Annotated in this window: 21 protein-coding genes and 1 riboswitch; of the genes, 9 read left to right on the forward strand and 12 right to left on the reverse strand. The window is 30.2% G+C overall.

The features are described 5' to 3' along the window. The first annotated feature begins 132 nt into the window (after positions 1-132). From CLRAG_RS11860 to CLRAG_RS11880, 5 genes are all read left to right on the forward strand, one after another. Positions 133-408 carry a Nif11-like leader peptide family natural product precursor gene (locus tag CLRAG_RS11860; protein ID WP_065078622.1) on the forward strand — a complete coding sequence of 92 codons (276 nt, stop codon included), beginning with the start codon at positions 133-135 and terminating at the stop codon, positions 406-408. Positions 409-835: 427 nt separating this feature from the next. After that, entirely contained in the window at positions 836-1,312 is a 477-nt protein-coding gene (locus CLRAG_RS11865) for a MarR family winged helix-turn-helix transcriptional regulator (RefSeq protein ID WP_065078623.1), read from the forward strand. Positions 1,313-1,344: 32 nt separating this feature from the next. Further along, entirely contained in the window at positions 1,345-2,397 is a 1,053-nt protein-coding gene (locus CLRAG_RS11870; RefSeq protein ID WP_065078624.1) for an HlyD family secretion protein, read from the forward strand. Positions 2,398-2,405: 8 nt separating this feature from the next. Further along, positions 2,406-3,560, forward strand: a complete 1,155-nt coding sequence (locus tag CLRAG_RS11875) for an ABC transporter permease (RefSeq protein ID WP_242872139.1) — start codon at positions 2,406-2,408, stop codon at positions 3,558-3,560. Further along, positions 3,560-4,729 carry an ABC transporter permease gene (locus CLRAG_RS11880; protein WP_065078626.1) on the forward strand — a complete coding sequence of 390 codons (1,170 nt, stop codon included), beginning with the start codon at positions 3,560-3,562 and terminating at the stop codon, positions 4,727-4,729. Before CLRAG_RS11875 ends, CLRAG_RS11880 begins: the two co-directional genes overlap by 1 nt. 461 nt (positions 4,730-5,190) lie before the next feature. Here the strand turns inward: CLRAG_RS11880 and CLRAG_RS11885 are convergent, their stop codons facing one another. Next, positions 5,191-5,712: a nitroreductase family protein gene (locus CLRAG_RS11885; protein ID WP_065078627.1), complete on the reverse strand. Its 522-nt coding sequence runs from the start codon at positions 5,710-5,712 to the stop codon at positions 5,191-5,193. A gap of 31 nt (positions 5,713-5,743) precedes the next feature. Further along, positions 5,744-5,956, reverse strand: coding sequence for a zinc ribbon domain-containing protein (locus CLRAG_RS11890; RefSeq protein ID WP_063554707.1), 213 nt, complete (start codon positions 5,954-5,956; stop codon positions 5,744-5,746). 174 nt (positions 5,957-6,130) lie between these two features. On the opposite strand from CLRAG_RS11890, the gene CLRAG_RS11895 reads away from it, so the two are divergent. Together CLRAG_RS11895 and CLRAG_RS11900 are read left to right on the forward strand one after the other, a co-directional pair. Then, positions 6,131-8,197, forward strand: a complete 2,067-nt coding sequence (locus tag CLRAG_RS11895) for a helix-turn-helix domain-containing protein (protein ID WP_065078628.1) — start codon at positions 6,131-6,133, stop codon at positions 8,195-8,197. Between the two features lie 182 nt (positions 8,198-8,379). Then, entirely contained in the window at positions 8,380-9,753 is a 1,374-nt protein-coding gene (locus CLRAG_RS11900; protein ID WP_065078629.1) for an MATE family efflux transporter, read from the forward strand. 4 nt (positions 9,754-9,757) lie between these two features. Here the strand turns inward: CLRAG_RS11900 and CLRAG_RS11905 are convergent, their stop codons facing one another. From CLRAG_RS11905 to CLRAG_RS11940, 8 genes are all read right to left on the reverse strand, one after another. Beyond that, entirely contained in the window at positions 9,758-10,480 is a 723-nt protein-coding gene (locus CLRAG_RS11905; protein WP_065078630.1) for an effector binding domain-containing protein, read from the reverse strand. A 73-nt stretch (positions 10,481-10,553) separates the two neighbouring features. Beyond that, the gene (locus CLRAG_RS11910; protein WP_065078631.1) at positions 10,554-11,498 is read right to left on the reverse strand and encodes a helix-turn-helix transcriptional regulator; all 945 of its coding nucleotides are present in this window, start codon (positions 11,496-11,498) and stop codon (positions 10,554-10,556) included. A gap of 25 nt (positions 11,499-11,523) precedes the next feature. Continuing rightward, positions 11,524-12,834, reverse strand: a complete 1,311-nt coding sequence (locus CLRAG_RS11915; protein WP_065078632.1) for a DUF6179 domain-containing protein — start codon at positions 12,832-12,834, stop codon at positions 11,524-11,526. Positions 12,835-13,157: 323 nt separating this feature from the next. Beyond that, on the reverse strand, positions 13,158-13,619 hold the full coding sequence (locus CLRAG_RS11920) for a DUF6323 family protein (protein ID WP_065078633.1): 462 nt from the start codon (positions 13,617-13,619) through the stop codon (positions 13,158-13,160). A gap of 609 nt (positions 13,620-14,228) precedes the next feature. Continuing rightward, positions 14,229-16,151: an ABC transporter ATP-binding protein gene (locus CLRAG_RS11925; RefSeq protein WP_065078654.1), complete on the reverse strand. Its 1,923-nt coding sequence runs from the start codon at positions 16,149-16,151 to the stop codon at positions 14,229-14,231. Then, positions 16,138-17,883, reverse strand: a complete 1,746-nt coding sequence (locus CLRAG_RS11930; RefSeq protein ID WP_065078634.1) for an ABC transporter ATP-binding protein — start codon at positions 17,881-17,883, stop codon at positions 16,138-16,140. Before CLRAG_RS11930 ends, CLRAG_RS11925 begins: the two co-directional genes overlap by 14 nt. A 45-nt stretch (positions 17,884-17,928) precedes the next feature. After that, on the reverse strand, positions 17,929-18,372 hold the full coding sequence (locus tag CLRAG_RS11935; protein ID WP_065078635.1) for a MarR family winged helix-turn-helix transcriptional regulator: 444 nt from the start codon (positions 18,370-18,372) through the stop codon (positions 17,929-17,931). A 290-nt stretch (positions 18,373-18,662) separates the two neighbouring features. Further along, positions 18,663-20,561 carry an AAA family ATPase gene (locus CLRAG_RS11940; RefSeq protein ID WP_065078636.1) on the reverse strand — a complete coding sequence of 633 codons (1,899 nt, stop codon included), beginning with the start codon at positions 20,559-20,561 and terminating at the stop codon, positions 18,663-18,665. Between the two features lie 172 nt (positions 20,562-20,733). After that, a riboswitch (purine riboswitch) is annotated at positions 20,734-20,835 on the forward strand. 370 nt (positions 20,836-21,205) lie between these two features. Here CLRAG_RS11940 and CLRAG_RS11945 point away from each other — a divergent pair. After that, entirely contained in the window at positions 21,206-22,522 is a 1,317-nt protein-coding gene (locus CLRAG_RS11945) for a nucleobase:cation symporter-2 family protein (RefSeq protein WP_065078637.1), read from the forward strand. A gap of 21 nt (positions 22,523-22,543) precedes the next feature. Continuing rightward, positions 22,544-23,116 carry a xanthine phosphoribosyltransferase gene (locus CLRAG_RS11950; RefSeq protein ID WP_065078638.1) on the forward strand — a complete coding sequence of 191 codons (573 nt, stop codon included), beginning with the start codon at positions 22,544-22,546 and terminating at the stop codon, positions 23,114-23,116. 242 nt (positions 23,117-23,358) lie between these two features. Here the strand turns inward: CLRAG_RS11950 and CLRAG_RS11955 are convergent, their stop codons facing one another. Next, positions 23,359-23,874 (reverse strand): hypothetical protein, encoded by a 516-nt coding sequence (locus CLRAG_RS11955; protein ID WP_065078639.1) that lies wholly within the window; start codon positions 23,872-23,874, stop codon positions 23,359-23,361. A 163-nt stretch (positions 23,875-24,037) separates the two neighbouring features. Then, complete coding sequence (locus tag CLRAG_RS11960; protein ID WP_065078640.1) at positions 24,038-25,000, reverse strand: serine hydrolase; 963 nt, start codon at positions 24,998-25,000, stop codon at positions 24,038-24,040. Between the last annotated feature and the right edge of the window lie 15 nt (positions 25,001-25,015).

Below are 25,015 nucleotides of genomic sequence, written 5' to 3' on the forward strand. Positions count from 1 at the left end.
CAATTAAAATAGTCTAGCTATAGGTGCGAAAACTAATCCACAGCGTCTTATGATAATTATAGTAAAAAATCTTTAAGAAAGGAAAAGTATAATGAATTTTTTACTACATGTTCATTATACAAGGTGCAAATTATGGACAACACAACTACTGAATTAGAACTGCTTTATACTGATGCTAAAAAAGATCCTTCCCTAAGAAAGAAGCTGCTGGAAACTCGTCTTGCAGATGATCCTATGGATACATTTTGTAAAATAGCCTGTGATGCAGGACATCCTATAACTATTGGGGGGCTCCTTGCAGTTGGACAAGAATACAGTGATAACCAATGCAAAAGCACAAACGGCGGAAATCCAGATCCCTATGATTCATTTGAAGACGCATACGAAATGTTTTTATCTTCTTTATAATCTCACTTAATACATAATTAAGGGATTGCCTAATTTTAAGGCAATCCCATTTTTATGATCTATATCTTTAGTAAATTCGTACATTTGCCGGACACTTGGCAATTCAAACACGCTGCCTATATTTAACTTTTCTAATAGTTTCTATCCCACATACCCTACCATTTCTGTAACACACATTTTTCAATTTAGATTTTTATTTTGCAGAACTAAAATTAAAAGTTACAGATTATTAATAATAATTTCCAATTATTGATATTGAAACTAATATAATAATGTGTATAATAGTTAGTATGATTAACCATTAGTCATGCTAACTATTATTTATATTAACTATTATCTATACTAACTATTATTTATATGACTATCAGTATATTAGGTTAATAGTGTTAGCAGCATAATATGAAAAAGCATTTTAGGAGTGTTGTTTATGAATAAAAAAGATACCGATTTAATTAAGATTGATCCAATGGAGTTAACTTTTGAGGTAACTGACGAGATTATTAAAATATCAGATTTAATAAATAAAATTGGTGAAGAAGGATATAAAAAGTTTGAATTAACACAGGTACAATTCAAAGTTCTGTATTACCTATATTTATGTGGTGATGAAGGAAGTACTTCATCTACTCTTAGTAAGAAATTAGGAGTAAAGAAACCTAGTGTAACAACTTTAATTGATAGAATGACATTAAAAGGAATTGTTATACGACAGGAAGATAAAAATGATAGGAGATATACAAAGATTACTATAACAGAAGAGGGTAAGAAAATTTTAGCTGAGATATTACCAGATAAAGAAAATCTTATAGCGTCTTTATTAGGTGTTTTACCAGAAGAACAGATGCAAATTTTACATGAATCACTTGTAAAAATTAGACAACGTCTAACTAACAGATTCCTATAAGTAAACATATTAGTTAATTTAGGAGGCTTCCCATGAAAAGAAAAAAAATCGCATTATTATTAGCTCTAACAATTACAACAGGTTTGTTTTCAGGTTGTAGTAAGAATGTTGTTTTGACGGGAGATAAAATAGTAAAACAGCAAAGCGACCACTTAATTGTTCAAGGAGACATAGAAACTAAAGAAATAAATATAAATTCTAAAGCTGCTGGAAAAATAACGGCTATAAAAGTAGCTGAGGGTGACACCATAAAAAATGGACAAGTTTTAATAACTATAGACAATAGTTCGCTAGTTGCAAAAGAAGCTCAATCAAAAGCTCAAATCGATGCAGCTACTGAACAAATGAAAGCAGCCCAAGCAGCAAAATCATCAGCACAAGCACAACTTCAGAAGGCTCAAAATGGAGCAAGACCGGAGGAAATTGATGAAGCTAAGTCTCAATATGATTTAGCAAAATCTACATACGATAGGATAAATGCATTGTATAGTAAAGGTTATGCAGCTAAAGAAGATTTAGATAAGGCTCAAACATCTATGGATGTGGCTCAAAATCAATATAATGTTGTCAAAGATGGATCAAGATCTGAAGATATAGCAGCATTACAAGCACAAGTAAATCAAGCAGATGCAACAATACAGGGATATCAAGCTCAAATTAAACAAGCTGAAGGTGGACAAGATGAAGTACAAAGTTACATAGCTGATACAACAATAGCGGCACCAGCAGATGGAATTGTAAATCAGTTAAATGTAGAGGTTGGTGAACTTGTATCTACAGGAATGCCTCTTCTTGTAATGACAAATACAACTGCACCTTGGGTTGAATGTAATGTAAAAGAAACAGATCTTTCAAAAGTAAAGTTAAATGGAGAAGTCCCTGTGAAACTTTCTGCTTATCCTAATCAAAAATTTAAAGGTAAAATAGTTAGAATTAATAAGGATGCTGATTTTGCAGTTAAAAGGACAACAAATGATAATGGAGAATTTGATATATTATCCTATGGGGTTAAAGTTGAATTAACTGATATGAATAAACCACTTCATGCGGGAATGACAGCCTTTGTTGACTTTGGAAAGAAGTGATGATTATCATGAAAGAAAAAATATTAAGATTTAAGTATATGATAACTCCTATTTTAATGTTTCTAATACTTGGAATTGGTGGTTCTATTGTTTTAGCACTTGAATTTAGTGCCCATTCGCTTAGCAAAATTCCAACTATTATTGTAAATCATGATAACTCCTCATCAACTCAAACTTTCATTAGGGAAATAAGGACAAATTCAAAATTTAATGTAGTTGCATATAGTCAGACTGATAATGATGTTAAAGATTTAATAGACAAAGGAGACGTAGCTATAGGATTTATTATTCCTAAACACTTTTCAAAGGATCTAACTGATGGGAAGAATCCCAAAATTATGGTTGTTTATGACGGAGCACAAATGGCCATGACTTCTTCTAGTAGAACAAGAGTTGCACAAATTCTAGGTACCATTAAATCAGCATATTTAATAAATGTAGCAGAGGAAAAACTTGGATTAATGCCAGAAGTAGCTGCAAATTATATCAATCCAATACGTTATAATTCCAGAATTATAGGAAATCCTATTGAAAATATGTTTAATTTTTTTATTCCGGGATTTTCAATTAATATTATTCAGGTTGGGATGATTATAGTTGTAATTTTATTAATAAACAAAGGTAATAGCTATAAAAAGATGTGGATTAAAGGTATTATGGTTGGACTTTTGGCATCAATCTCAGTTTTTATTATTCTAGCAATTTATTGTAAATATTTTGGATTGCCTTATAGGGGTTTTGTTGAAGCAGGAATTATGCTAACTATTCTCTTTTGTATCGGAATGACATTTGTGGGAGTACTTTTAAGTATCTTGTTTAATGGAAACCAGATAGATGCACTAGGTTTAGCAGGTCCAATAGCTATAACTCTATTTTTGGTTGGATACACATTTCCAACTGTAGCTATGCCTGATATTATTCCTATAGTAGCTAAATATATTCCATTTTACTACTATGCTGTACCTCTAAGAGATTTATCACTTATAGGCGGAAGTTTTCAAGATAACTTATCTAATATACTCTGGCTTACTAAATTTATGATTTTTATGTGGGTGGTTACATTCCTTTTATATAAAATGAAAGAGGCTAAAAGACTTAGAAATATTAGAATAAATGAGAAAAATAGTATCATTAATAGTCAAGATGAAGAGGTGATAACATAATGAAGAGTCTTTTTAAAATATTAAAAGAAGAAAGAAGCTCCCTACTTAAGACTATTATACTTACTATTGTAGCAACACTTATTTTTGGCTATGCTATGTCGAATCCTTATATAGAGCATATTCCATTTGGAGTAGTTGATCAAGATAATTCACAATTGTCAAGAACTGTTGTACGACAACTTAAAATTAGTCCAGGTTTAAATGTTAATTATTACACAGATTCATATACTGAACTTGAAAAAGCAATAAAAGATCGTAGAGTAAATGGAGGTATAATAATACCTAAACATTTTGAAAAAGATGTGAGTTTGGCAAAATCACCTAGTGCCTTATTGCTAATAGATGGAACTAGTCTTCCTAGGGAAGCCAATATTTTAGGATATGCTAGTCAGGTTTTAGGTACGATCAATGCTGGTGCTCAAATAAACGTTTTGCAAGGAAATGGTATGGTTCCATACCTATCTAAGCAAACTGTTTTAAACTTTTCCTATGTTGAACGTGTACTATATGAGCCACAAAGTAGTTATCTTAGATATTTAATTTATACTTTAATACCTTTAGTTAATCAAGGTTTTTTTGTACCACTACTTTTAGTACCTGCTTTAATGAAGAAGAAAGAGCAATTTGCACATATTAAGATGTGTTCAAAAGAAGGTGTAAAAGCTGTAATTGGTCTTATAGGAAGAATACTACTATATTCTACTATATGTAGTACAGTAATTTTCACTTGCTTATGTATTGTTGATAAATTATTCTGTGTACCACTTCGTGGTGATATATTAATATATATTGTTTTAATGAGTTTATTTTTTATTAACCTTACAGCTATGGGATTAGTTTTTACATCAGTTATGGATAACCTTGGCCATTTTATACTATTTTTTAATCTGATAAATATACCTATATTTCTAACCTGCGGTGTTATATTCCCAGATTATCTGCTTCCAAATGGAATGGCAGATACTCTCAATATTATATGGCCATTCAGACATATGACTGTAGCATTAAAGATGTTAAACTTAAAAGGATTAAGCTGGGGTCTTATGCTTCCTTATCTGCAAAATGAGCTTAACTTTGGTGCATTTTGGTTACCAGTAGGACTTGCGATGTATGCAGCTAAAATTGCCTTTATGAAATATAAAAATAGTAAACTACTACAGAAAGCTTAGAACTTTACATTTTTCATCGAAAGTTATTTCATATTGGCATTAAAATTTGTTGTTTCTGTGTTTCTTATATAGATCATAAAGTTTAAAGTTAAATCTATCATTACCTAAAATTGCTTATATAAGTCTCGGTTGGATTTATAACTTTAGCATTTAAATCAAGTTAGCAATTTGGAGCAGCTTAATTGTAGAGTTAACTATCTACACGGGGTTTCTAATTGAAATTTAAACTTATACATAAAATATAATGACAAAATTGAAATCACATTTAAAAACTTTTCCATAAGTCTTAGAGAGGTATTTTAGAAAATCTTAGGAGCTTAGATATGTCTGAGGTACGAGTTTAGCTGAGCTTCTTAGATTTTCAAAATACCGAGCTTTAGACTTGTCAAAAGTTTTTATAGTGATGAAATTTGTCATTATATGATATTGTATATGTTAACTTTCAATTTAGAAACTCTATATTATTTTACAAATTTAATAACTCCATCTTTTCTTTCATGTGCTTTAGATATGCTTTCAGGATATCCAACAGATGCCATCCCCCAAACAATATGATTTTCAGGTATACCAAAGCTACTTAGTACTTCCCTTACTTCTTTTTCATCACAAATAGTTCTCAATTGATTGATCCAGCAGGAACCTATTTCCAGTGAATTTGCCATTAGAAATATATTTTCAAGAGCACAAGCACAATCAGCAAGCCCATTTACATTTTCCTTCTCATTGGACAGCATAATTAAAGTTGGAGGTGCATAAAAATTATATGCAGCATCTATACCTAATGCTTTTTTAACTACTTTTGCAAGCAGCTCCATCTTCTCTTTACTTTGAACAACTGTAAACTGCCAAGTTTGTTTGTTCATACCACTTGGTGCATACACTCCAGCTTTTAAAATCAATTCTAATTCTTCGTCTTTTATTTGTTCTTCTTTGAACTTTCTTACACTTCTTCTTGTTAAAATATTTTGTAAAACTTCGTTCATAATGATATCTTCCTTTCATATATATTATAAGTTAGTTACCTATAAGAAAATCTAAAATATTCCATCCAGATGAAGACTGCGCCTTGTACAATTCTGTGTACCCACACTTTTTACAGCTAATAGTAATAAATTTCTTATTCTGTACATCAAATATCTTTGAGAAATTTCCTCCTGTTGCCTGGAATTGATCTGATTCATATTCTGTGCTGCCACATTTTGGGCAAACGTATTGTTTCTTTTCCATTTTAAACCTCCTCTTAACTTATACATGATTGTAAAGTAATTATACTCTTTTTAATAAACAAATTTCCACTTGCTTGAAAAAACTTTTTTCATATATTATACTGGTTATAATTTTAAAAAGCATTATTAGAGCTTGGCCCTTCTTTTCCCTAAAGAAGAAAGGAGTTTAATATATATGAGGAGAAAATATATAAATTATCCTTTAGATATACCTGTTTCAATAAATTTAGCAAATATAATTAATTATCCTCTCCACTGGCATAGTTCAATAGAAATACTTTATGTTCTAAAGGGCACTCTTTACATCACCATAGAATCTGACAAATATGAACTCATAGAAAAAGACATAGAAATAGTAAACATAGATGAAACGCACAGTATTGTAAGCAGTGATGCAGATAATAGAGTTTTAGTGTTTCATATAGATCCTTATTTTTTTGAAAAATACTACAGCGATATTGAAAATATGTTTTTCTTTACCAATACCACAGATGACAGAGCTCAAGAAAGTGAAGAATATGATATTTTAAGAACCTTTTTAGCTAAAATAGCCTGTGAGTTAATTCAAAAGCAGGATAACTACGATGAAGAAATCGAAACCATTCTTATAGATCTTCTCTACCACCTCATAAACAATTTTCATTATTTAATGTATGAAAATGAAGATTTAAAGGAAAAAGAAGAACAGCTTGAAAGATACCATAGAATTTCTAAATATATATTTAATAATTATAACGATAATATAACACTGCAGGACATTGCAAAAAAAGAATTTTTAAGTACTGACTACTTGTCCCACGGCATAAAGGATGTAACAGGATACAGTTTTACAGATTTATTAAATTCAAATAGAGTTGAAGAGGCCCTAAAACTTCTTTTAGATACAGATAAAACTATATCTGAAATTTCAGAAGAAGTAGGATTTTCACATACCAGGTACTTTAACAAACATTTTAAAATTCAATATAACTACACTCCCCTTCAATATAGAAAAAAATTCAAAATGAATGATGAGACTTTTGAGAAGCAAAAAATCATTGAATTTTTTAATCTAGGGGAAAGCCTTCAATACATAACACATTATTTGGAGGACTATGACAGGTTCAATTATGAGGATAAAATAACAAAGATAAATATAAATATGGGAGATGACCTTGGAAATTTCAACAAAAATTTTAAAGATATATTAAATGTAGGAGATGCCTTTGAACTTCTCCTGGAAGATAACAAAGATATATTAGAAGTTCTTCAGGAAGAAATAGGCTTTACCTATGCCAGACTTTTAAATATTTTCAGCGAAGATATGTGTATATTTCCAGAGTCTAAGTTCTATAATTGGAATAGAGCTCGAGATGTACTTGAATTTTTAGATACACTTAATATAAAGCCTATTATAGTTTTAAATGATACGGGTTTCTCTACTTCAAGCTTTCTATTAGCTATAAAATCTTTCTTAAACTACTTTAATGACCTAGATAGTTTAAACTTAGATTCTTTTAAGTTTCAATTTGACTCTACTATAGAGCATGCTGTTATAAATAAAGTAACAGAACTTTTATCTACAGAATACAAACTAGAAATAATTAAAGATATATTTTATGCAAAAGATAATATAGATTTTATCTACGATACCACATATATGCTTCCCTATATTATACATAGTGTAATAAACAATACAAATTCTCTAAACTTTTTAAGAGCCTTTGATGTGTTAGATAAACAAATAAACTTAACTAATGAAGTGTTTTTTGGATACCCAGGACTTATAAATGACAAGGGAATAAAAAAACCTTCTTATTATGCCTATTACTTGCTAAATAAACTTGGAGACACTTTAGTTGCTAAAGACAAAGGATATATAGTTACAAAATCTAATAATGAGTATCAAATCTTGCTCTACAACCATCATGACAATATAAATAAACTGATTCCTTTTGAGAATTTTTCAAAACTTAGGGCTATTAAAAACGCTGCTGCACAAAAGCTTTCAATAAATATAGTAAACATACCTTCATCTATAAAAATAATCACTTATGAAATAAACGAAAAATCTGGTTCCTCATATAACTACTGGCTTGATATGGGGAAACCTAAAAGACTAAGCAAAGAAGAAAAACAGATTCTTCACAAAGCCTCTTTTCCAAGTATACATTTTAAAAGCTTTAAAAAAAGCACTGTATTTAATATACAAACTAAACTCAAGGGTTATGGTGCTCTATTAATTCTAATAAAAGAGGTTTAATAATACCTCAAAACAGGTGTTATTATGCTATTTCAATAATGTGACTATTTTCACGCTATAACGACATAGTACCTTTTTATGAACCTTTAAGTGAATGCAAATTTTGCCAAAAAGCATTATAATTTAACTATAGAAAAAGTTAAGCCTATTTTTTAACAGCTTAACTTATTGAGGTGAAATTTGTGGAAATTGAAAATAATACTCTTAAACAAGGTAAAATAAGAAAATTGCTTTTAAAATTTGCTATACCTTCTGTGTTCGCACTGTTGGTATCTGAGCTTTACAATATTGTAGACACGGTGTATGTGGGACACTACATAGGAGTTACTACACTAGCAGCTATTACTATAGCATTCCCAATTCAAAAATTATTAGTAGCCCTTGGGCTTTTGATAGCTGTAGGAGCTTCCACTTATGCCGCTAGAAGTTTAGGTGAAAAGAATTATTCAGAATTTAAAAAAATAGTATTTACTTCTTTTAGTTTGGTTCTAATATCACTTACAATAGTTTCATTAATTATTTTTATATTTAGAAGGCCAATTTTTTATGTATTAGGTGCAGACAATCTAACTTATCCTCTAGTTAACAAATATGTATCTATACTACTTTTAGGAGGCATTTTTCAGTCATTATCAGTAGTTGCCTGTTATATTATGATTTCTCTAAAAAAGACAAAAGCTCTTCTATATACTAATTTAATAGGTGTTACTTTAAATATTTTAATCAACTATATATTAATAGTTAAATTACACTTTGGAATAGAAGGCGCTGCTATAGCTACTGTATTATCTCAAATAACTGCCTTTACTTTTGCATTTTACAAGTTTAAAAACATCATAAAGGAATTTCATATAGAGTTTTCAATGCGTTCCATTCACAATTCAGTTACAAAAGAAATTATATGGGGCATAATGACTGTTGGATTCTCCACCTTTATAATAGAAATTGAGGATGCTTTAGTTACTGTAGTTCTAAACAACCTCCTTTATACTGGGGGCGGAGAATCTGCCATTGTCATGGTAGGAGTAATAACTAAAATTTCTATGTTTCTATTTGTAACCATAATAGGCATAAGTTCTGCAATGCAGCCTATAGTTGCTTATAATTTTGGTGCTGAAAACTATGATAAAGTTAAAAAGGTTTTAAATACTTCAATTAAAGTCGTTCTAATAACCTCTTTTGCACTTTGGTCAATCTTTATGTTATTTCCAAATTATATCATAGGCTTTTTCTTAAACGATGCTGCCCTTTTAAATAAAACAGTTAAAGCATTCAGATTATGCATATCTCTAATTCCCTTAACAGGAATATATTATGTAGTAATAAACTATTATCAGGCAATTGGTGAAGCTAAAAAAAGTTTCTTACTTTCAATATATAGAGAGATCATAGTGTTTATCCCTTTAGCCATACTACTTGTTCAGCTTTTTGGTATAAAAGGTGCCTGGGCTGCCTATCCTATAACTGATGCCTCCGCTGTTTTAACCTCTTTTTACTTTTTAAATAAAGCATTAAAGGAAGATTTTGATCAAGTTGGAGTGAGTGAAAAATTTTAATGGCTCACTTTACAGCCACATATATATCCACTTCGGAATTTTCACTCCCATCATATCTCTCATCATAAATCTCAAAATCTCCTGTATATGTTCTTTCAATATCAGCATTCCATATATATCCCCAGGCTTCTCCAATGCTTTCCGGCATTTTTCCCTTTACTGTTACCACATAATATTTAGATGTCGGAATTACTTTATATGTCATACCATCAGGTATGTTACCTATATCTTTTACTTGAAGTCCAACCATATAAGAATAATGTCCAAATTCTTTATTTTCATAATCACTATATAATCCTAAAACTTCACCGTTCTTCAACTTATTGGGTATTTTATCCTCAAGCTTTTGCTCACTGAATTCTTTCCAGAGTTTTTCAATTGCAGCCTTGCATTTGCCACCTTCATTAGTAGTCCCTATTTCTTTTCCCACCAATATAATTTGATCTTTTTTAACTGTTTTACAGGTTATTTTGCTCTTTCTCCACCTTTTCAAATTTGGAAGACAGTTTGCCATAAGACCCCTTGCTTCACTTTCCTTCATTCCCTTTTTAACCATAAAAGGTACAGAAGTCTCAATCATCTGTTCCATAGTTAAATCCGGCTGTTTAAAATCTCCATTTTCATAACAGTAAATACAATATTCCTGATTTTTTTTATTATTCTTTTCAGTACCATAAAGTTCCTCACTCATTGGCATTCCGCAGCTTTGACAATATTTTTGTTTCATATAATATTCTCCTCCCTATGGGTTAATTTATATTTTTATTATACAGGGAAGCTTTGACAGCATTATGTCAGGTTTAATTTTGTTTTTCGTAAATAGCATTCATTTTTTTACATCTATTTTTTATAATCTCTCTTACATGAAGAGGTTTTATTACTTCTACATATTCCCCATAGCCAAGTATCATGGAATAGATCCATTCATCCTCCAAAAATTTAGTACTCACTATGATACTTCCGTCTTCTTGAAAGGTCATTTCATCCTTATCAAAAGAATCTTCTACCCTATACCTAACTTTTTCTGAAAATTTAAGAGTAAGTTCTGTAGGCAGTTTTTCAACTTTATTCATGCTTAAATATTTTTCATAGGAAATTCTACCTTTATGAATATCTTCATTTAAAATACTCAAAGTATCCATTCTAGAAAGTTTAAATATCCTGTAGTCCTGTCTTAAATTGCAAAAAGAAAATAAATACCACCCAAAACCTTTAAAAACAAGGGTTATGGGTTCTACCTTCCTCGAAATATACTCACTTTTTGCATTTCTATAGTTAAAAGACATGCATTTCTCATTCTCTAAAGCCTCATTTATTATGTTATATTTTTCATTTTCTTCACTGGATTTTTTAAAGCCCCAGGGCAAAGTATCTATAAATATTTGTTTAAAATGCAAATTGAAATCACTCTTCTTTTCATCCGGCACTATGTTTTTTACTTTTTCAATAGCTAAATCCACGTTTTTATCATTTAAAACTTCATTTATGTTTCTCAAAGCTTCTACTATAGAAATCATGTCATCCAATGTTAAAAACTGATGGTTGATCTTATAATTATCAACAATGTAAAAGCCTCCATTATTTCCGGACTGAGATGCTATGGGAATCCCTGACATGTTAATTGCTTCAATATCCCTGTAGATGGTTCTTACAGATACCTCAAATTTTTCAGCCAATTCTGCTGCAGATATTTTCTTTCTATTTAAAAGCATGACAACAATTGCAATAAGCCTATTTATTTTCAAAACTAAAATCCTCCATATATTTTAATTACAGTTCTTCTCCCACATCAATATTCATAATTATCTTTTCTATGTCTCTTATTCTTTCTCCTTTTAGTTCTAGTAAAAAATCAATGTAATAGTTCTGCCATTCATATTCCAAAGTATCCTTATATAGAAGAAGCCTTTCTGTAGAGATACTAAAAGAATTACACCTCAAATCATCATAAAATACATTTTTACCAAGTACAGCAAGGGACATATCATCAAGTGATTGAAATACCTTTTTATATTCATCACCAAATAAACATTCCAAATTCAAAATGTCCATGTAATCTTCAAGAGAATGTACATTTTCACTTATAATTTCAAGCTTGTCTTTAACGTTTTCGCATTTTGTAACCTCATCCACAACACAACTAAATTCATAGTTATCCATTTTCCTGCCTTTTTTAAAGGCAACATAATTTTCTTCATTACCTTCTTTATCTATAACAACCATATTATAAAGATTGCCGCTGCTGCAGGCAATCAAAAACCTAGTTTTAAATGAATTCTCATACTTTTTTATATAACCTATAAGCTTCAAACTTTTAATATTAAACTTAGAAATAATTTTACTAAAAGCTCTGTTTACAATTAAAGATATCTCCTCCTTGCTTTTTCCTAAAAACCTTTCACTTATTCTCTTAAACTCATCCATTGATATTGTAAGTTTCTCTTCACTGCTTTCTGATAAAACTAGAAAAAGAGATTGGTCAATAAGTATCTCAAACACATTTATTGGAGCTTTTATAATATTTATTTTATACTTTTTACCATAATCTCTAAGTAATTTTCTTATAGCTGCCTGTGTAAAAAAGTTACAAAATTCAGTTTCAATCTTCAATTTCTCAAGGTATTGTTTTATATAATAAATGCCTTTTATATTCATATTATCAAATACAAGGGGATAATCCATAGTACATGTTACATCCTGTGCTGCAAAAACTATGTCATAGCTTTCAAAAAAGCAAGTCAGCGCGGTATCTATCGTATAGTTATATATTTCATTTGGAATATGAAGCTTGTTTTCTTTTACTTCTCCATAAAGTTCTTTGCACTCTAACACAGATTTTTTAAGGATTTCAATGCCACTTTCATACATTTTAACTATATCATCTTGAACCATCAAAGAAAATCCTTTACTGGAATTTGTGGAACCTTTAATGTAAGCATTTATTGCATAGTAAATTGAATTCAAAATACGAACTGCTGTATCCTCTTTTATGGAACTGCTTTTACCTTTTGTGTATCTTACTATTAGATTTTGAAGAACATATAATGCATCTGTGTTTCTATTTTTAATAAATTCTTTCACTATTCATTCTCCTCCTCTTTCTTTATGTTATCAATATTCTCAGCTTTCTCACATGTAAAATTTTAACTTAATTTAAAAATTACGACACAACTTTTTTAGTTAATAGTTAAGAGTGAAGAATTAATAGTTAATGTGGATTTTTTTCCGTTACACTATAAAAAATCTTTAATTAAATTTTTGAAAGTTCGTTTTGCTAAAGCAAAACATTACTAAGCACTGACTTATATAAATTAAAAGATTTTTTGCGATAGCTAAAAATCATCCTTTACTATTAATTTTTCATTATTAATTCTTAACTTGTGAAGCTTTGCTTCACAAAGTTTTTAAACTACGAAAGTTGAGTTAATATCTTTACCATTTCTAAAATTATCTACAATTTTAGAAATACCTTTGCCTTTTATAAGTTCCATCGAACCACCATAAACTGTATTGTAAAAAAACATTATAGTTTTTAATATTTCATCATCACATAAAAAATCTGACGTAGAATTTTTCACATAATGAAATACTTCATACATATCACTAATTGTTTCAACTAAATTGTCCTGATTTACATAAGAAGATTTTCCAAGCTCCTTTATAATAGATTTCATCACATCTAAATTTAGCTCAATCCTGCCTTGAGCTTTTAATGCACTGTTTCTGGTCTTTATTATATCTTTTGCATCTTTGACACTAAGAGCAAGATTATGGGTTCTAAGGTCATCATTTAATTTAGAAATTTCATTTATACTGTTTGATTCCTGTAACTTGCTGAGTGAATTAAATATTTCAGGTAAATTCATCGTTTTCCCTCCTAAAAATGAAAATAAAGCACTTGACACAAAATTCATTTTGTGATATAGTAATATTGGATATTTATATACATGTGCAATGGTTATTATAACACATCTCCTATTATAATTAAATAGATAATGTGTAATTTACTATTTTTTATAATGTCAAATCGATAAAATTCATTATAGTCTATATATTTCTACTTATTAAAATAAAATCCAGTTAAATATTTTGGATTTGGTTTAACAAAATACCTAGCTGGACTTTTACTTTTAACTCTATACAGTTGAAAATTTATTTGTACTAAATAATATAATGACAAGTTTCAAGTAGAATCACTATGTAGATATTCTAACTAAAAAATAAACTTATGCGTAGGAGTATTTTTACAATAAGCAAGCACATTTAAATATTTTGTATATAAGTCTTGGTGGAAAATTTGTAAAAAAGCTTAGGACTTTTGAATTGTCTGAGGTACGAGTTTTCAAAAGTCCTTAGATTTTTATAAATTTTTTGCCTAGACTTATCAAAATATTTAATCGTGCTTGTGGTTGTAAAAATATCCGGAGCATAAGTTTATTTTTCGTTTTGAAACCCTACAGAGATTATAATTGACTTTACGACAGTTCAAAGGCCCCTGTATACAACTGATAATATTTTCCTCTTTGCTCAATCAAATCATCGTGACTTCCTCTTTCAATGATTCTGCCTTCTTCCAGCACCATAATTACATCTGAGTTTTTAACCGTTGAAAGTCTGTGGGCAATTACAAATACTGTCCTTCCTTTCATAAGCTTATCCATTCCCTCTTGAACAATAGCTTCTGTTCTTGTATCAATGCTGGATGTAGCCTCATCAAGTATTAAAACCGGTGGATCTGCAATAGCAGCTCTAGCAATAGTTAAAAGCTGTCTTTGTCCTTGTGACAGGTTTCCACCATCTCCAGTAATAACCGTATCATATCCCTTTGGTAAATGTTTTATAAATCCATCTGCATTTGCAAGCTTTGCTGCTGCAATTACTTCTTCCTCTGATGCATCCAATTTTCCATACCTAATGTTATCTGCAACTGTTCCCGTAAACAGATGTGGATCCTGTAGTACAATTCCAAGAGATCTTCTTAAATCATCCTTCTTGATTTTGTTAACATTAATGCCATCATATCTAATTTTTCCATCCTGAATATCATAGAAACGGTTAATTAAATTAGTAATAGTAGTCTTTCCTGCACCTGTAGCTCCTACAAAGGCTACTTTTTGTCCTGGTTTTGCATAAAGCTTTATATTATGCAGTATAACTTTCTCATCAGTATATCCAAAATCTACATCATCAAATACTACCTCTCCGAGAAGTTTTGTATAAGTGAGCGTTCCGTCATGATGGGGATGTTTCCACGCCCAAATTCCCGTATGTTTTTCAGTTTCTACTAATTCCCCATTTTCATTTTCTTTTGCATTAACTAAGGATACATAGCCTGCATCTTCTTCTGGCTTTTCATCAAGAAGTCTGAATATACGTTCAGCTCCTGCCAGTGCCATTATAACAAAATTAAACTGCTGGGACATTTGATTAATTGTAGTACTAAACGTTCTTGTCAATTGCAAAAATGCTGCAATTCCTCCAAGAGTAAATCCGCCAAATCCGCTAATAGCTAAAATAGAACCAAAAATAGCAACAAATACATAATTGATATAACCAATATTGCCCATAATAGGCATTAAAATATTGGCGTACTTATTTGCATTATTTGCACTATGATAAAGCTCGTTGTTTAACTTATCAAAATTGATTTTTGCCTCTTCTTCATGACAAAATACTTTAACAACCTTCTGGCCATTTATCATTTCCTCTATATATCCATTTACCATACCTAAATCTTTTTGTTGAAGTCCGAAATACTTTCCACTTTTTCCCCCAATATTTTTGATAACATAAATCATTAAAATTACAATCAAAATTTCAAATATAGCCAGTGGGAAGCTCAAATATACCATTGAGATAAAAGTACTGACAACAGTAATAATCGCTGCTAATATTTGTGGAATACTTTGACTAATCATCTGCCTTAAGGTATCCGTATCATTTGTATAAAGACTCATCAAGTTTCCATGGGAATGCGTATCAAAGAAACTAATAGATAGACTTTCCATATGAGAAAATATGTCATCTCTTATTCTTTTAAGAGATCCTTGAGAAATTATAATCATCACACGGCTGTATACATATGTTGACACAACTCCAACATAATAAATTACCGCCATAGTAGTTATCATTTTTAAAAGCGGTCCAAAATTAGGATTTGATTTTTGCAAAAGAGGTGTTATATAATCGTCAATTAAGTTTTTTAAAAATAATGTACCAATAACATTAGCAAGAGAACTTATAATAATACCTACTAATACAATAAGAAATAAAAACTTATATTCCTTGATAACATAAGCTAATAATCTTTTTAATGTTTTTAAAGAATTTTTACTAGGCTTTACATATCCACGATGCCTGCCCATTTGCCTAGGTTTACTATTATTATTTTGACCCATTGTCATCATCGTCTCCTTTCACTTGAGATTCATAAACTTCATGGTATATCTCATTTGTCTTTAGTAACTCCTCATGGGTTCCAAAGCCATCTATTTTTCCATCGTTTAATACAATAATTCTATCTGCATCCTGAACTGAAGAGATACGCTGTGCAATAATAATTTTTGTAGTATCTGGTATTTCTTCTCCAAATGCTTTTCTAATAAGAGCATCAGTTTTAGTATCCACTGCACTAGTAGAATCATCTAAAATTAATATTTTGGGCTTTTTTAGCAAAGCCCTTGCAATACATAATCTTTGTTTTTGCCCGCCTGATACATTTGAACCACCCTCTTCAATAAAAGTATCATACTTATCAGGAAACTTTTCTATAAATTCATCAGCTTGAGCCTCTCTACATGCAGCAACTATTTCTTTATCAGAAGCATTTTTATTTCCCCATCTTAAATTTTGCTTTATTGTCCCAGAAAACAATACGTTCTTTTGCAGCACCATTGAAACTTCATCCCTAAGAGTCTCTATATCATATTTTCTAACATCAACTCCACCAACTTCAACAGTTCCACATGTAGTATCATATAGTCTTGGAATAAGTTGGACTAAAGTAGACTTTCCACTTCCTGTTCCTCCTATAATACCTATTGTTTCACCAGAATTAATTTTCAAGTTTACATTTTCTAAAACTAGATTGTCCATACTCTTGTTATAGCTAAAACCAACCTTATTAAAGGATATAGATCCATCTTTTACTTCACAAATTGCCTTCTCTTCTGGATCTGTTAAATCACTTTTTTCGTCCAAAACCTCCACAATTCTTTCAGCAGATGACTTGGCCATAATTACCATTACAAATACCATTGAAATAATCATAAGACTCATTAATATATTAACGGTATACGTAAATAAACTCATAAGTTCTCCCGTTGTCATTGATTTTGAAACAATCATTTTTGCCCCAAGCCACGACAAAAGTAAAATACATGTATACACTGCAAATTGCATTGCAGGAGCATTAATTATTATTAATTTTTCAGCTCTTATAAAGTATTTATATAAAGTTTCAGAAGCTTTATAAAACTTGCTTTTTTCATGCTCTTCTCTTACATAAGCTTTCACAGTCCTTATGGCAGTTAGATTTTCTTGTACACTAGCATTCAAATCATCATACTTTTTAAAAACTTCCATGAAATATGGATGTACTCTTGTCATAATAATATACAATATAATTCCCAAAAAAATTATGGCACCTAAGAATACAAGAGCTAACTTTGCATTTATATAAAAACTCATTGCCATAGCAAAGATTAGCATAAACGGTGCTCTAACAAGCATTCTTATTATCATTTGAAATGCATTTTGAACGTTTGTTATGTCTGTAGTCAGTCTAGTTATAAGACCAGCTGTAGAATATTTATCTATATTAGAAAAAGAAAAGTTTTGAATATTATAGTACATTGCTCTTCGCAGGTTTCTGGCAAAACCAGTAGATGCTTTAGCTGCATATTTTCCTGATAATGCGCCGCAGGTAAGGGATACAAATGACACCATAAGCATTATAGTTCCAACAATGCACACATATTTTATATTTCCTTTTCCCACGCCATTATCAATTATCAATGCCATCAACAGTGGAATAATCGTCTCCATTATGGCCTCTAAAGCAACAAATACAGGTGTTATAATAGAATCTCTTTTAAATTCGCCTATATAACTTGATATCTTTCTTATCATAACCTTGTTCCTCCCCTTGTTAGATTCCTAACTAATATTAGGAATCTATATTCCATCGCCAATTTTTTCAGACAATCTGTCAAGTAAATCGACTAATATGTCTGTCTCCTCATCACTTAATTCATCCTTTAAAGATTCTTCCATTCCAAGAATAAAATCATATACCTTTTTTTGAATTTGCAAACCTTTTTCTGTTATTATTATCTTCTTAAGTCTTGCATCTTCAGAAACACTTACTCTTTTTATATATCCGTTTTTTTCCATTAGCTGAAGTACGCTAGTTACTGAAGAACGTCTAATATCAAGTTCTTCTTCTATATCCCTTTGAAATATATCTTTTTTATTGGACTTACAATATATAAAACCAAGTATTCTAGCTTGAACAGCAGTTATACCATACTGTGATGCCTCTTTATCTATTCTTCTATGAATTCTCCTAGAAAGTATACTAATTTTTCTTCCAATGTACATTTCTGTTTTATTGTTCATTTTCATGCCTCCACCATTTGTTAGATTTCTAATTGTAAGGTTTCTAACTATTATAATTTTAATTATACATTATGTCAATAATTTTTCGCAAAATAAAAGAACTATGAAGTTTAGATTAAAAATCTTTCTTCATAGTCTTTATCCGATTGCTACCATTGCTAACACCCCCAATCTTCTTCAAAGTGGTGGGATAAGCACTGCTACGCACCTGGATAAGTTCTTCTAAGGTTCAGATGGAGATGAGTATTCCTTATAAGCAAACTCCACCTGAACCTTAGAATCACTTGATATTACTCTATAAGTTCTCTTATCCATTTTTTTATCCTATAAGGTTCATTAGACCAATATTCGGCAATCTGAGGTAAAATTTCATATTGAATAATATTTTTATACTCCTCTTTGCTTAATGTATGCTTTGGCATACAAAAATAGCTGTGCCCTATGCGAAAATCTCCTCCTAATGAAGGATCATTTTCAATATCTTCGTTAAGTTTTACAAACTTTTCAATAATACTCTCTGCCAAATCTTCGTTCTTATTTTTCATATATCTTTTAAAATTCAAATTATTAAATGCAGGTTCAATTTCAATAAAAGCAAAACGTCTTCTAAGAGTACAATCAAATACTCTGGTGCTACCTTTACGTGCACTCATAGTGCCTATAATATAAACATTTCTCGGTATATAAAATAAGTTTTCAATATAAGGTAGAGATATTGCATACTCTTCTCCGCGCTTATCAGCCTCAACAAGCATAATAGCTTCTCCAAAAATCTTACTCAGATTTCCCCTGTCTATTTCATCAATTATAAAGTAATAGGGCCTTCTGGAATCATTTTGAGCTTGCTTGCAAAAGCGATAAAATATGCCATATTTAAGACTAAACCCATTCTTTTCCGGTCTATAACCTATGATAAAATCTTCGTAAGAATAGCCCTCATGAAACTGAATCATCTTAATCCTTGCATCATCTCTTTGCTCCATTATAGAGTAAACAAACTTTCGGGCTATAAAAGTTTTACCAACACCAGATGGACCTTTTAGAATTATGTTCTTTTTATACCTTAAAAGATTATATATAACATCATACTGACCTTCTTCCATAAATATTTCATTTAAGAAATCCTCTTTAGAATACGTAGATTTTGAACAAGCAGGTATTTCTAAATCTTCTTCGTTAATAACATCCCTGTTTGGCATAATTTCATTATATTTGGACTTATCTATTTTCATTCTCTCTATGCTTAATAATTTCATATCCAATACCTTATAATTTCTAAACAGACATTCTTCATCCCTAAACTTTTTAATTTTTCTAGTATTTTCAACATAATTTATAAGCTCTTTTGGATCTGTAAAAATTACACCTTTTTCTTCAAACAAAACGTAATCTTCAATTGTATCCGTGTTAATTATAGGGAAAATATAAGGTTTCAAACAATGAAGAATAACTGAAGCTTCCATCGCTTGCATACCTTTTATGCTAGTTTTAAAAGTTTCCTCAGCCATATGAAGAATTTCATTTTCATCATGCGATTTATGTATTCTTATACACAAAGATATAAATCTTCGTGCACTATCTTCATCTGATTTTGAGGTAAATGTGTAAAATCCAATACTAAACATTCCTACAGACCATTCGCCTACAATATTTTCATATTCATGCTTTCTAGCTCTCTCCATTACAAAATTAAATATTTTTGTTAGTCTTTTCTTTTCTTCTATAGGCAAATGACTATTTTGTATTTTTTGGATCTTATATTTTACCTTAACTTTCCATGTCCCCACAGTCATAAAATATAGCATATCCAAATCACTTACATCTATAACATCTATTGGTGTTCTTGAAAAGGACTCTACTGTTTCTCGGACAAGTTCATAGGACCCATCATATTTATTCGGATCTACATCAGGCATATCCTTTATTTCCTGAACAAGTTTGTTTTCTTTAAACTCCTCATACAACTTCAAGGAATTAAAAAGATTTTTCACTTTTATATTTTCATCATCCTCTTTTTCAGTATAAGAAAGTTTAGGAAAAATAGACTCACACTTATCCCTTGCATAAGAATCATCTAGATCTCCATAAGATTCTTCTATTATAAGGCAATTTGAAATTTGAGCATTACAAGTCATATCATCTAACTTTTTAATTATTTTTAGCCATTTATAAAATACGCTTTTATTCATAGGAATTCCCCTTTTTAGTTTATAATAAAAAGCAGCTTCATAGTTTATCCTTCCATTTTAATCGATATTATATTACATTAAATTAAATTTATATAATTTAACCTTCTAATATCATGGAATATTTTGCATTATACTTTAATGTGAAATGTGTTATAATCTTATTTGTGACTTTAACCATACATAAGTAATAACTCGTATACATTCGGTAATATGGTCCGAAAGTTTCTACCTGCTAACCTTAAATAAGCAGACTACGAGGTAATATTTGAAACTTCATATACTTTTCAAATGTACCTCGTTTTTTATGGGGTATTTTTTATGTACTTAACTTTCGCAGTTTAAAACTATTGCGTCGCAATAGTTTTAATTAATAGTTAAGAATGAAGAATTAATAGTTAATGTGGATTTTTTTCCGTTACACTACAAAAAATCTTTGATTAAGCTTTTCATCACTCGTTTTGCTAAAGCGAAACATTGCTGATTTATATAAATTTAAAGATTTTTTGCGACAGCTAAAAATCATCCTTCACTATTAATTTTTCATTATTAATTCTTAACTTGCGAAGCTTTGCTTCGCATTATTTTTAATGTGTGAAAGTTGAGTTATGTACTTAAAATTTTATATTTCTAAAAAGGAGTCTATCATGGAAGCTAAAAGACAAGAAGAACAAACATCTGAAATGGAATTAATTTATGGAGTTTACGATAAGCCTAAATTATTATCTCAAATTTTATTAGGATTTCAGCATATTTTTGCTGCTTTTGGTGGAATTATTGTAGTCCCAATAATTATTTCATCTTCACTAAAGCTTGACTCCCATACATCTACAGCACTAATAAGTGCTGCAATTCTAGTAGCTGGAATAGCTACCTTCATACAATCTAGAGGCATTGGCCCAGTTGGAGCAAGAGTAGCTTGTATTATGGGAACGGACATCACTTTTGTAGCCCCGGCTGTAGCAGTTGGAAAAAGATTTGGACTTTCCGGCATATTCGGAGCCACTATATTAGGAGCACTTATTGTAATTATTTTAAGCTTTTCTATTAAATACATAATGAAGCTTTTTCCACCAATCGTAACTGGAATAGTCGTATGCCTAATAGGACTTACACTACTGCCAGTTTCAATAGATTGGGCAGCAGGAGGTTCTGGAGTACAAAATTATGGGAGTTTAAAAAATATAGGTATTGCGTTAACTGTAACCCTAATTACTTTACTTTTAAATCATTATGGCAAAGGTCTTTTAAGCAGTGCCTCAATTTTAATTGGAATGGCAGCAGGTTACATAATTTGTATTGCTCTTGGTATGGTAGATTTTTCATCTATTTCAAAAGCAAGTATAGTAACACTTCCAAAAATATTTGAACATGGTATCACCTTTAATTCAAGTGTTCTACTTCCGTTTATTCCAGCATATTTAGTTTCTGTCATAAGTACTGTAGGAAATTTAAGAGCAATAAACGAAATATCAGGTATTAAAGAGGATGATATTAGGATTTCACATGGTGTACTTTCTGATGGGCTTGGAAGTGTAATTGCTGGAATATTTGGGGCTATGCCAAACACTTCTTTTAGTCAAAACGTCGGATTGATCCCCCTTACTAAAGTTGCAAGTAAATTTGTCACAATGACCGCAGGAATAATACTTATTATACTAGGATTATTTCCTAAATTTGCTGCAATAATAAACGCGATGCCTCAAGTTGTACTCGGTGGCGTTGGAATAGTAATGTTTGGAACAGTTGCTGCTGCTGGAATTCAAACTTTAAGTAAGGTAAAATTAAATAATAGAAACATTCTCATAATAGCAACTTCTATAGGTTTAGGTCTTGGAGTTACTTTCAGACCTGAAATTTTATCAAATCTTCCAGAAAGCTTAAAGATGATTTTTTCATCTGGTATCTCTACAGGAACTATTGCAGCACTTATATTGAATCTTATTTTAAAAGAAGAAAAATAAAAAATCGCGAGGTGTTAATTTATGAAGGAATTACAAAAAAAAATCTTAGAAGAAGGACATGCCTTAAGTGAATCAATATTAAAAGTAGATTCATTTTTAAATCATAAAGTTGATCCAAGCCTTATGTATTCCATAGGAAAAAGTTTCGCAGAACATTTTAAAGATATGGGAATCACAAAGATATTTACTATTGAAAGTTCAGGAATAGCCCCAGCTGTTATGACTGCACTTCAGATGGATTTACCTATGGTAATATTAAAAAAGAAAGAATCCAAAATATTAAGTGAAGATGTATATCAAACTACAGTTCACTCATTTACCAAGGATTCTGATTATGAACTTACTTTATCAAAAAAATACATATGCCCTGAAGATAATATTCTCATAATTGATGATTTTTTAGCTAATGGAGAAGCTTCAAAAGGTACTATACGCCTGGTTGAACAATGTGGTGCAAAGGTAACAGGAATTGAAATTGTTATTGAAAAATCTTTTCAACCCGGACGTAAACTCCTTGACAAACAAGGATATCATGTATATTCTCTTGCAAGAATAAAAAGACTTGCAAAAGACACTATTGAATTTATGGATTAATTAAATTTGTTTGAGTTTCTATTGTGACCTGGATGGAAAATAGATGAAAACCTTCATTTATTTTTCATCTTTCTTTTATACCCAGATAAAAATCAACTTATTCCTAGATTCCTTCCAAATTTAATTTCCATAAATATAAAAAGAACATACAATTTCCATAACCAGTTTTATAAATATTTATATCAGCTAATGTACTATAAAATTTTGATATGCGTATTTTATCTGACAGGAATTAAAGTTATCTATAACTCAGAAAACATCTTAATGTATTCTTCAGAAAAAGGTGGTATGTTACTAAGTAAACTATCCACTATTTCATCAACATTGTCATCTGTAATTTTTATTCCTTCCATACCATCTTCATCTTTTTTAATAAAATTTTCATCTTTAAATTTTGTTATTTCTTCTTCATTATCTTTATCTTCTAATTGTTTTACAAGTTTATTATATTGGTTTTCATAAACAGCCCTATAAGTATCATGTTCTAATGCTTCTGAATTACTTATACATTTATTTGATAAATAAATATTATCTTCCGTAAACATAAGGTTTCCATATACATAAGCTCTCATACAAGGAGCTCCACCACTTGTAGGTAAATTTAACTTTTTGTTTTCTTTTTGATGTATATTAAACCTATAATCAGATTCATGCCTTTGTAAATAACACTTAGAGTCCAGTTTTTCCAACTCTTTCATAACAAATTCAGATACATCTGGTTTTAACTTTTTTATTGCATTTTTAACTGTAATGCCCATACTATCTCTCCTTATTCATATCTTTTTTGGTGGTTAGTCATTAAGTACTTTTAGAATATTTAATGTATTTTTAATACTCCTATCTTCTATTATACTATTTATATTGATAATCTCAAAATTTGTAGTTATTTACAAGAAAAATTTTACACTTCTATATTTCATTTTACTTCAAATTTGCATCATTATTCAGTTCATCGTAAACTTTCTTAGACAACTGGGCAATAAATTCATCGCTTTCTCCTTTAGTCATAATTGATATTATATAAGGATCCTTTGCATAAACAATTGCCACATCATGATTATAACTTCCATTTATTCCGATTTTATGTGCTGCTTTCACCGGTAGATATTTAGGTATTTTAATATTATCCCAGCTTGTATTTTTTAAATTATCTGTAGCTTGTCCGCCTTGGAAATATATCGACTTCATAAATAAAGCTATATCCTTAGCCGAGAAGTCCTTAGAAAAAGTAGTTATATTCTTAGATAATATACTGCTAATGTAATTCTTAAAAATACCATCATTTTTATCACAGACATAATACCCCAGCATATTGGAAGCTAGGTTATCAGAATAACTGCAGGCATATTTTAATAAAGTGCCAACACTAACCACTTGGCCATCATGTATATTGTTTTTTAACACACCCGTACCACCCCTAATCATGGCTCCAGGTATGTCATTTACATAATCATGATACTGAAATTGAGTATTTACACTTATATCTCCTTCATTAATTCTTTTTTGAGTATATAAAATCTCTGGTAATTTTCCTGTACTGGCAGCATAATAAATTTTATCCTGATTTACTCCAAAACTCTTTCCACTATTTAACTCAATACAATATACTCCAACATCTTTTGAACCTATATATGCTTCAGCGATTTGCCGTGCCTTTTCAGTTTCATCAACCTTCATTTCAGATGCAGCTGTTGAGGTCTTCTTGGACTTATTATCAACTTTTTGGGGACTTTTATAAGATTTTGTTTTCTTATCTACATTTGCAACAGATACTTTCTTCTGATTCATATTTGTCTTGTAAATATTAAATTCAATCACAAATAATGCTATCAAAAGTACAGATATAATACTTAACGCCAATAGTGACCTCTTTCTTTTTTTCATTAAGTTTCCTCTCTC

Source organism: Clostridium ragsdalei P11 (assembly GCF_001675165.1).
GTDB lineage: Bacteria > Bacillota > Clostridia > Clostridiales > Clostridiaceae > Clostridium_B > Clostridium_B ragsdalei.

What these genes read in the sequence shown, in the direction of transcription:
- CLRAG_RS11945 (WP_065078637.1), top strand. Translation starts at nt 21,206, where the DNA reads ATGGAAGCTAAAAGACAAGAAGAACAAACATCTGAAATGGAATTAATT.
- CLRAG_RS11940 (WP_065078636.1), bottom strand. Translation starts at nt 20,561, where the DNA reads ATGAATAAAAGCGTATTTTATAAATGGCTAAAAATAATTAAAAAGTTA.
- CLRAG_RS11890 (WP_063554707.1), bottom strand. Translation starts at nt 5,956, where the DNA reads ATGGAAAAGAAACAATACGTTTGCCCAAAATGTGGCAGCACAGAATAT.
- CLRAG_RS11930 (WP_065078634.1), bottom strand. Translation starts at nt 17,883, where the DNA reads ATGATAAGAAAGATATCAAGTTATATAGGCGAATTTAAAAGAGATTCT.
- CLRAG_RS11920 (WP_065078633.1), bottom strand. Translation starts at nt 13,619, where the DNA reads ATGAATTTACCTGAAATATTTAATTCACTCAGCAAGTTACAGGAATCA.
- CLRAG_RS11960 (WP_065078640.1), bottom strand. Translation starts at nt 25,000, where the DNA reads ATGAAAAAAAGAAAGAGGTCACTATTGGCGTTAAGTATTATATCTGTA.
- CLRAG_RS11880 (WP_065078626.1), top strand. Translation starts at nt 3,560, where the DNA reads ATGAAGAGTCTTTTTAAAATATTAAAAGAAGAAAGAAGCTCCCTACTT.
- CLRAG_RS11870 (WP_065078624.1), top strand. Translation starts at nt 1,345, where the DNA reads ATGAAAAGAAAAAAAATCGCATTATTATTAGCTCTAACAATTACAACA.
- CLRAG_RS11885 (WP_065078627.1), bottom strand. Translation starts at nt 5,712, where the DNA reads ATGAACGAAGTTTTACAAAATATTTTAACAAGAAGAAGTGTAAGAAAG.
- CLRAG_RS11895 (WP_065078628.1), top strand. Translation starts at nt 6,131, where the DNA reads ATGAGGAGAAAATATATAAATTATCCTTTAGATATACCTGTTTCAATA.
- CLRAG_RS11925 (WP_065078654.1), bottom strand. Translation starts at nt 16,151, where the DNA reads ATGGGTCAAAATAATAATAGTAAACCTAGGCAAATGGGCAGGCATCGT.
- CLRAG_RS11955 (WP_065078639.1), bottom strand. Translation starts at nt 23,874, where the DNA reads ATGGGCATTACAGTTAAAAATGCAATAAAAAAGTTAAAACCAGATGTA.
- CLRAG_RS11865 (WP_065078623.1), top strand. Translation starts at nt 836, where the DNA reads ATGAATAAAAAAGATACCGATTTAATTAAGATTGATCCAATGGAGTTA.
- CLRAG_RS11875 (WP_242872139.1), top strand. Translation starts at nt 2,406, where the DNA reads ATGAAAGAAAAAATATTAAGATTTAAGTATATGATAACTCCTATTTTA.
- CLRAG_RS11950 (WP_065078638.1), top strand. Translation starts at nt 22,544, where the DNA reads ATGAAGGAATTACAAAAAAAAATCTTAGAAGAAGGACATGCCTTAAGT.
- CLRAG_RS11860 (WP_065078622.1), top strand. Translation starts at nt 133, where the DNA reads ATGGACAACACAACTACTGAATTAGAACTGCTTTATACTGATGCTAAA.
- CLRAG_RS11935 (WP_065078635.1), bottom strand. Translation starts at nt 18,372, where the DNA reads ATGAACAATAAAACAGAAATGTACATTGGAAGAAAAATTAGTATACTT.
- CLRAG_RS11905 (WP_065078630.1), bottom strand. Translation starts at nt 10,480, where the DNA reads ATGAAACAAAAATATTGTCAAAGCTGCGGAATGCCAATGAGTGAGGAA.